The organism is Methylobacterium sp. E-005 (assembly GCF_022829725.1).
GTDB lineage: Bacteria > Pseudomonadota > Alphaproteobacteria > Rhizobiales > Beijerinckiaceae > Methylobacterium.
Genome location: NZ_JAKSYG010000027.1, coordinates 63,062 through 72,360 on the forward strand (window position 1 = coordinate 63,062; position 9,299 = coordinate 72,360).

A 9,299-nucleotide genomic window follows, 5' to 3' on the forward strand; every position below is an offset into this window, starting at 1 on the left:
TCGAGAGCCGAGCCGACTTCCGATAACGAGCGTGTGCGAACCGAACGTGACACAACGTACAGACATTGCGATCGTCGGACGCGCATGCCGACTGCCCGGGGCCCCCAGTGTGGACGGGCTGTGGTCACTCCTCTCCGAGGGGCGCTGTGCCGTCAGCAAGGTGCCGGCCGACCGGTTCTCCCTGGAGCGGTTCGCGCATCCCCGCGCCCATGAGCGTGGCAAGAGCTACACCTGGGCGGCGGGCGTCATCGACGACGTGTGGTCGTTCGACCCGGCGGTGTTCGGCATCTCGCCCCGCGAGGCCGAGCAGATGGATCCGCAGCAGCGGATGCTGCTGGAGCTGACCTGGGAAGCCCTTGAGGATGCGGGCCTGCGCCCGTCGAGTGTGGCCGGCAGCCATATCGGCGTGTTCGTCGGTGCCTCCTCGCTCGATTACGGCAACCTGCGCATCCTCGACGCGCCGTCGGGCGACGCCTATGCGGCCACCGGCAACACGCTCTCGATCATCTCGAACCGCATCTCGTACATCTTCGACCTGAAGGGCCCGAGCTTCACGGTCGACACGGCCTGCTCGTCCTCGCTGGTCGCCTTCGACAACGCCGTGCAGGCGATCCGGTCGGGCCGTGTGGACACGGCCGTCGTCGCGGGCGTCAACGTGCTGGCGAGCCCGTTCAACTTCATCTGCTTCTCCACCGCGCAGATGCTCTCGCGCACCGGCCTGTGCCAGGCGTTCTCCAAGAACGCGGACGGCTACGTGCGCTCGGAGGGCGGCGTGGTGTTCGTGCTGCAATCGGCCGAGGCCGCGCGGCGCAACGGCGCCACGGTGCGCGCCGTCGTGGCGGCGTCGGGCATCAACTCCGACGGTCGGACCACCGGCATCTCGCTCCCCTCGGGCTATGCCCAGGGTGCGCTCCTCGAGAAGGTCTATCGCGAGGCCGAGATTGGCCTCGACGATCTCGCCTTCATGGAGGCGCACGGCACCGGTACGCCGGTGGGCGATCCGATCGAGGCCTCAGCCATCGGCTCGAAGCTCGGTCGCGGCCGGCAGGCGCCGCTGCCGATCGGCTCGATCAAGACCAATATCGGCCATACCGAGCCGGTCTCCGGCCTGGCCGGCCTGATGAAGGCGACGCTGGCGCTCGAGCACGACCTCGTGCCGCCGTCGCTGCATGCGGCCGAGCTGAACCCCGACATCCCGTTCGACGAGCTGAACCTGGACGTCGTGCGCGCGCCGCTGAAGATCGGCCGCGGCCCCCGCGAGCGTTTCGCCGGCGTGAACTCCTTCGGCTTCGGCGGCACCAACGCGCACGTCGTCATCACCGATGCCCCCGCATGGTCGAAGGCCGCCGAGACGGCGCCGGAGCCCGCCGCGCAGCTGCTGCTGCTCTCGGCCCAGAGCCGGGCCGCGCTGAACGAGATGGCCCTCGACTATGCCGAGCGCCTGGAAGCCGAGCCGGCCCAGGCTCCGACCATTGCGGCCGCCGTCGCGCATCGCCGCGAGCGCATGCCGGCCCGCCTCGCCATCGCGCTCGACGGCAGGACCGATGTCGCCGCCGCCCTCCGCGCCGTCGGCGAGGGTGAGGACAGCCAGGATGCCTTCACCGGCACCGCGGTCGACCGCGTGGCCGAGGTGGCCTTCATCTATTCGGGCAACGGCAGCCAGTGGGCCGGGATGGGCCGCGAGGCCTACGAGGAGAACGCGGTCTTCCGCGCGACCTTCGACCGGATCGATACCCTGTTCCAGGTCTATTCGGACTGGTCGCTCAAGGACGCGCTCTACGCCGAGGATCTGGATGAGCGCCTCGCGCTGACCAGCGTCTCGCAGCCGCTGATCTTCGCCATCGAGAGCGCCTCGACGGCCGCACTCAAGGCCAAGGGCCTGATCCCGTCCTACGTGCTCGGCCACAGCGTGGGTGAGATCGCCGCCGCCGAGGCGGCCGGGGTCCTGAGCCTGGAGGATGCGGTCCGGGTCATCTACTACCGCAGCCACCATCAGGAGACGACGCACGGCCAGGGCACCATGGCGGTGCTGCTGATGCCGTCCGAGGAGGTCGAGACCTTCCTCAAGGATTTCCCGACCCTCGACATCGCCGCCTACAACAGCCCGAAGGCCGTGACGGTCGCGGGCCCGGTGGCCGATATCGAGGCCGCCCTGAAGGCCCTGTCGCGCAAGCGCCGGCGCGGGCGCAAGCTCGACCTCGCCTACGCCTTCCATGGCCGGCTGATGGACCCGACCGAGAAGCCGCTGCTGCGCGATCTCGGTGGCCTCAAGGCGCGGTCCGGCACCACCGCGATGGTTTCCACCGTGACCGGCAGCGTGCTGGACGGCTCGCATTTCGGCGCCTCCTACTGGTGGCGCAACATCCGCGAGCCGGTGCGCTTCTGCGAGGCCGTGCAGGACGCCACCCGCCGCGGCGCCCGCGTCTTCGTCGAGGTCGGCCCGCGCGCGACGCTCATGTCGCATGTCGGCGACGCGGTCGAGCCGCTCGGCATCGAGACCGCCACGGTCGGCGTGATGCACCGCAAGGCGTCCGGCGGCGACCCGATCGCCAAGGCGGTCAGCGCCGCCCTGGTCCAGGGCGCCCAGGTCGACGAGGCCGTGCTGTTCGGCGATGCGCCGAAGGGCGACGTGCGCCTGCCGACCTATCCCTGGCAGCGCCGCCCGTTCCGCCTCGCCGACACCACCGAGGGCGTCGGTGCGATGAGCGCCCGCCCCTATCATCCGCTGATCGGCTCGCGCACCACCTTCGACGGTCTGGAGTGGAACGGCTTCGTCGATCCCGCGACCGTGCCCGAGCTGGAGGACCACAAGGTCGACGGCCAGGTGATCATGCCGGGCGCCGGCTTCGTCGAGATGGCTCTGGCCTGCGTCCGCGAGGCGATGCGCGACGACGAGGTCGTGCTGGCCGATTTCGAGATCGTGGCGCCGATGGTGTTCACCGAGGACGCCCTGCGCGAGGTCGCGGTGCGCCTGTCGGGCTCCGGGAACGGCATCCAGGTGCTGAGCCGCCCGCGCCTCACCCAGACCCCCTGGCAACTGCACGCCCAGGCCAAGATCGTCGAGGGCACCTTCTCGGCCCCGAAGGCTCCGGACCTGAACGGCTTCAGCTTCGAGACGGCCGGCGAGCACGTGCTCTCCGGCGACGCGCTCTACGCCAAGGCCCTGGCCTCGGGCCTGGCCTTCGGCCCGAGCTTCCAGCAGGTCGCCCTGAGCGCAAGGCTGGATGACGCCACCATCGTGTCGGATCTGCTGCCGGCCGAGCCCGATACCCGCTACGGCCTCGTGCCGAACCGGCTCGACGCCTGCTTCCACGGGCTGATCCTGCTCTTCGCCGACCTGCTCGGCGAGAACGGCGGCAAGGCCTACATCCCGGTCCGCTTCGGCGAGGTCCGGCTGCTGCGCCCCGGCGCGGTGATCGCCCGCTCGATCATCCGCACCCGCCGCTGCAACGAGCGCTCGATCCTGGCCGACTTCACCCTCCTCGATGCCGAGGGGGCGGTGATCGCCACGATCCGCGAGGGCCGGTTCCAGGCCCTGCGCGCTAAGAACGGCGGCGACCTCTCGGCCTTCGCGATCTCGCAGGTGCCGGAGCTCGCCACCGAGCCGACCGCGATCCCGATGGAGCGCCGCCCGAGCGTGGCCGCGCGTCTGCGTCCGCTCGCCGCCGAGGCGAAGGGGCCGTCCGACGCCGCCCTGTCGCCGGGCCACCTCCTGCTGGAGGGCTGGGCCACCTCCCTCGCCTACCGCCTCGCCTCCGGTCTGGCGCAGGGCGAGACCGTGTCGGTGACCGATAGCCGCGTGCCCGAGTCCCTGCGGCCCTGGCTGCTGAACGCCCTCTACGCCCTGGAGAGCAGCGGGCTCGCCGAGCGCGCCGGCCAGAACTGGACCCTGGGCGACGGCTCCGCCCTGCCGGCGCCCGACGAGATCATGCGCTGGATCGCGGGGGACCATCCGGACCTCTCGGCCGAGCTGGTGCTGATCGCCGATGTCGGCGCCCTGGTCGACCGGCTCCTCGCCGGCACGCTGACTGACGCGCCGGCCCTGCCGCAGGGGGCGATCGACGCCTTCGTGCTGCGCTCGGCCACCGCGCGCCACGGCGCCGACGTGGTCGCCAACCTGATCGAGCGCAGCCGCGCGCAGCTCCCCAAGGAGCGGGCGCTCCGCGTCCTGCAGGTCGGCTTCGGCCCGCTTTCGGCCCAGGCCGCGACCTTCGCCGCCGCCGCCGAGGCCCGGCTCACCGTGTTCGAGACAGACCGCCGGCTCGCCGAGCGCGCCCGCCTGTCCCTCGGCCGCGCCGCCGCCGTGGTGGAGAGCGCGGATGAGCTCGCCCCCGGCAGCTTCGACCTGATCCTGGCCTCCGGCAGCCTGCATCGCGGCGACCGGTCCCTGCCGGGCCAGCTCGCCTCGGCGCTCGCCACGGGCGGCCTGCTGGTGGCGGTGGAGCCCGGGGCCTCGCTGTTCCGCGACCTCGTGTTCGGCCTGACCCCGGGCTGGTTCGAGGAGGCGGTCGGCGGCCTACCGGTTGGCCGGCTGGAGGATATCGAGGGCTGGCAGCGCACGCTCAGCGCCCACGGCCTCGTCAAGGTCGAGGTCGAGCGTGCGGCCTCGGCCAATGGCGACGACCTGCTGCTGACGGCGGAGGCGCCGGTGCGCCCGGGCCCGGCCCCGGCGCAGAGCTTCGCCTTCATCATCGGCTCCGACGACGAGTTCGCGGCCGAGACCGCCTCCTCGCTGGCGACCCTGCTGGTCGCGGGCGGCGTGCATGTCTCGATCATCCTCGACTCCGAGACCTCCCTGATGGAGCTGGAGAAGGAGACCCCCGACACGGTGGTGTTCCTGGCCGGCGCCTTCACCCGCGGCGGCGAGGCCTCCGAGCGCCTGCGCGACCGCTGCCTCAGCCTGAAGCGCTGCACCGAGCATCTCGGCGCCCGCCAGACCCGCCTCTGGGTCGTCGCCCCCGGCGCGACCCGTGATCGCGGCGGCCAGACCACCAACATCGAGGCCGGCGTGTGGGCCTTCTCCCGCACCCTCGCCAACGAGGCCCCGAACCTCGACGTCCGCCGCATCGACCTCTCGCCCGAGATGTCGTCGAAACGCGCCTCCGAGCGCCTGCGCGACCTCATCCTCTCCGGCACGCCAGAGACCGAGATCGTGCTGGATGACGAGCGGACGCAGGTCGTGCGCTTCCATGCGGGCCGGCCGCAGCACCGGGATCCGGCGGATCTGGTCCCGGCCGAGGCCGCGCGCCTGGAGCGCAGCAACACCGGCGGCCTGAGCGAGATGGTCTGGGGTCCGGCCGAGCGCCGCGCCCCCGGCAAGGGCGAGATGGAGATTGCGGTGGAGGCCACCGGCCTCAACTTCCGTGACGTTCTCTGGGCGCTCTCGATGCTCCCCGAGGAGATCCTGGAGGACGGCTTCGCCGGTCCGCGCCTCGGCCTCGAATGCGCCGGCCGCGTCACGGCCGTCGGTCCGGGCGTGAAGGGCTTCAAGGTCGGCGACCCGGTCGTCGCCTTCGCCCAGTCGGGCTTCGCCACCCATATCGTGGTGCCGGATCTCGTCGTCGCCCCGATGCCGCAGGGCCTCGACCCGATGGCGGCCGCCACCGTGCCGGTCGCCTTCCTCACCGCCTATTACGGCCTCGTCTCCTGCGCCCGGATGCGGCGCGGCGAGTGGGTGCTGGTCCATGGCGGCGCGGGCGGCGTCGGGCTGGCGGCCCTGCAGATCGCCAAGCTCAAGGGCGCGCGGGTCATCGCCACGGCGGGCTCCCGCGAGAAGCGGGCGCTGGTGAAGGCGCTCGGGGCCGAGCACGTGCTCGATTCCCGCTCGCTGGCCTTCGTGGACGAGGTCCGGGCGATCACCGGCGACGGCGTCGACATCGTGCTGAACAGCCTGTTCGGCGAGGCGATGGAGCGCTCGCTCAACGCGCTGCGGCCCTTCGGCCGCTTCGTCGAGCTGGGCAAGCGCGACTACGTCGCCAACACCCATATCGGCCTGCGCCCGTTCCGGCGGAACCTCAGCTACTTCGGCGTCGATCTCGATCAGGTGATTCAGCACCAGGGCGATGACGGCGCGCGGATGTTCCGCGAGGTGATGGCCCTGTTCAACGACGGCGGCCTGAAGCCCCTGCCCTACCAGCCCTTCACCGCGGCCGAGACCTCGGATGCGTTCCGGCTGATGCAGCAGTCGGGTCACATCGGAAAGATCGTGATCAGCCCGCCCAAGGCCGGCACGATCATGAAGGACACGGCGAAGCCGTTCACGGTTTCGGAGACGGGCGTCCATCTGCTCACCGGCGGCCTCGGCGGCTTCGGCCTGGAGGCGGCGCGCTGGCTGATCGACCGGGGTGCCAAGCACCTCGTGCTGGCCGGCCGCAAGGGCGCGGCCACCGACGAGGCCAAGGCGATCGTGGCCGAGCTATCGGCCCGGGGCGTGACCGTCGAGGCGAAGGCGGTCGACATCACGAGCCGCGCCTCGGTGGACCGGCTGCTGGCCGAGATCGAGCAGAAGGGCAAGAAGCTGGCCGGCGTGCTGCACGCCGCTGCGGTGCTCCAGGACGGCCTGATCTCCAACATCGACGCCGCGGCGCTCGACGCGGTGATCAGCCCGAAGGTGATCGGCGCCCAGCACCTCGACGCCGCCACCCGCGACCGGAGCCTCGACTACTTCGTCCTGTTCTCCTCGGCGACGACCTTCATCGGCAACCCGGGCCAGGGCTCCTACGTGGCCGCCAACGGCTTCATGGAGGGTCTGGCCCGGCAGCGCCGCCGTCGCGGCCTGCCCGCCCTGGCGGTGGCCTGGGGTGCGATCGGCGATGTCGGCATGCTCGCCCGCAACAAGGCGGTCATGGAAGGCCTCGCCGGCCGCGTCGGCGTCACGCCGATGGAGGCCCGCCGCTGCCTCGACCTGATGGCCGAGGCGCTGGGCAGCCAGGGTGCGTCCCCGGACGAGGCGGTCATCGCCATCGCGGCGATGCACTGGGGCAAGGCGCGCGAGCGTCTCGCCACCATGCGTTCGCCGAGCTACGCCGAACTCGGGTCGGACCAGCAGGCCGAGGCCGGTGGCGTCCAGGCGATCAACATCGGGGCGCTGCTTAAGGGCGGCGACATCGACTCGGTCCGCAAGACCGTGTCGGACGCCATCGTTGAGGACATCGCCCGCATCCTGCGCCTGCCGAAGGACGATATCAGCCGCGTGCGCCAGCTCTCGGAGATCGGCCTCGACTCGCTGATGGGTGTCGAACTCGGCGCCAGCCTGCAGGAGCGCTTCGCCCTCGATGCGCCGCCCGCGGGCCTGTCCTCGGGCATGACCGTCAACGAGCTGTCGGAGTCCTTAATTCAGGCGGTTTCCGCGCCCATGGATGAGGCGGCCGGTGTCGCGATGAGCCTCGTCTCGAAGCACATCGGTGGTGAGATCGATGCGCAGATGATGGCGCCGCTTCGGGAACTCATCGAGCAGACGTCCAGCGAGATCAAAGAGACGAACTCATGACCGATACGGCACGGCCTGACGGCGGGCGCGCGGCGCTCGCCGGCTTCGTGACGAACCGCCTCGGGCGCGCGACCCCGCGCCCGGCCCCCGTCAAGGCGGCCTCCCCGGCTGGCAAGTCGGCGGCGCAGAATTTCGAGAACCTGCCGGGCTACCGGGAGCTGAAGCTCCAGCGTCAGGCGGCCGAGCTGATCGGCCTGGGCAACCCGTTCTTCCGCGTCCATGATGCGAAGGCCGGCGCGACCACGCGGATCGACCAGAAGAGCTTCACCAACTTCTCGTCCTATGACTATCTCGGCCTGAACGGTCATCCGCGGGTCAGCAACGCGGCCCGCGAGGCGATCGACGCCTACGGCACCTCGGCCTCGGCGAGCCGCGTGGTGGCGGGCGAGCGGCCGGGTCATATCAGCCTGGAGCAGGCGCTGGCCAAGCACTACCGGTCCGAGGGCTGCGTCGTGATGGTGAGCGGGCACGCCACCAACGTGACCACCATCGGTGCCCTGCTCGAAGCCGGCGACGTGATCTTCCACGACGCGCTGTCCCACAACAGCATCGTGACCGGCGCGCAGCTCTCCGGCGCCCAGCGTCGCTCCTTCGCGCATAACGACCTCGACGCCCTGGAGACGCTGCTCCAGACGACCCGCCACGAGCACCGCCGGGCGCTGATCGTGGTCGAGGGCCTCTACAGCATGGACGGCGATGCGCCGGACCTCGCCGGGCTCATCGCCCTCAAGAAGCGCTACGATGCGTGGCTGATGGTCGACGAGGCCCACGGCCTCGGCGTGACCGGCCGGACCGGCGCCGGCCTGTTCGAGCATTGCGGTGTCGACCCCAAGGAGGTCGACATCTGGATGGGCACGCTGTCGAAGACGCTCTCGACCTGCGGTGGCTACATCTGCGGCCCGATCGCGCTGATCGAGTACCTGAAGCACTCGGCCGGCGGCTTCGTCTACAGCGTCGGCATGTCGCCGCCGCTTGCGGCGGCCGCGGAGGCGGCGCTCGCCGTGATGAATGCCGAGCCGGAGCGGGTCGAGCGCCTGCGCCAGAACGGCACCCTGTTCCTGACCACCGCCAAGAAGCTCGGCCTCGATACCGGTTTCAGCCTCGGCCTCGCCGTGGTGCCGATCATCGTGGGCGATTCGCTGAAGGCCGTGACCCTGTCGGACCGGCTGTTCCGGCGCGGCATCAACGTGCAGCCGATCATCCATCCCGCGGTGCCCGAGCGGGCCTCGCGCCTGCGCTTCTTCCTGACCTCCGAGCACACCCCGGACCAGATCCGCGACACCGTGAACGCGGTCGCCGAGGAATTGGCCGCGATCGACAAGGGCGGCTCGCTGATCGAGCAGCTGCTGGCCAAGCGGGCCTGAGCACATCCGGGGCTGGAGGCCTCGGCTCCTGATCGGCATAGGGAAAACGAGAACAGGGCGCGGATCTCTTCCGCGCCCTGTTCTCGTTTGAGGATCTGTCGGGACGATCGCCGGCCCGGAGGCCGGCGGCACGCTACTTCGTGTAGGCGTAGGCCGTGGCCACGGAGGCGATCGGCCCGGTGACGCCGCTGAAGGCGGTGAGCACCTTCGACAGCTCGGTGAACGGCGCGTTCGACACGTAGATCAGGTCGCGGTTGCGCATCCGGAACGCCTGGGACACGAACAGGCTGTTCGGGTCGCGCATATCGATCCGGTACACCACCGGGACCAGGGGCGTGCCCAGCAGCTTCGAGCCCGGGTTCAGCCGCCGCACCACGCTGGCCGGCTCGAACCGGAAGATGAAGGTGCCGGCCGGGTCGGCGGCGAAGTCCGACAGGCCGCGCGCC

General features: G+C 71.0%; 2 protein-coding genes and 1 pseudogene. 2 read left to right on the forward strand and 1 reads right to left on the reverse strand.

Going from position 1 to position 9,299, the window contains the following annotated elements; genetic code table 11:
• Window positions 1-46 precede the first annotated feature (46 nt).
• Window positions 47-7,489 (forward strand): type I polyketide synthase, encoded by a 7,443-nt coding sequence (locus tag MKK88_RS02140; RefSeq protein WP_243996942.1) that lies wholly within the window; start codon window positions 47-49, stop codon window positions 7,487-7,489.
• The gene (locus tag MKK88_RS02145; RefSeq protein ID WP_243996943.1) at window positions 7,486-8,853 is read left to right on the forward strand and encodes an aminotransferase class I/II-fold pyridoxal phosphate-dependent enzyme; all 1,368 of its coding nucleotides are present in this window, start codon (window positions 7,486-7,488) and stop codon (window positions 8,851-8,853) included. The genes MKK88_RS02140 and MKK88_RS02145 overlap by 4 nt, the downstream gene beginning before the upstream one ends.
• Before the next feature lie 133 nt (window positions 8,854-8,986).
• On the opposite strand, the pseudogene MKK88_RS02150 reads toward MKK88_RS02145, so the two are convergent.
• A pseudogene (locus tag MKK88_RS02150) lies at window positions 8,987-9,299 on the reverse strand (sugar transporter); the annotation flags it as partial.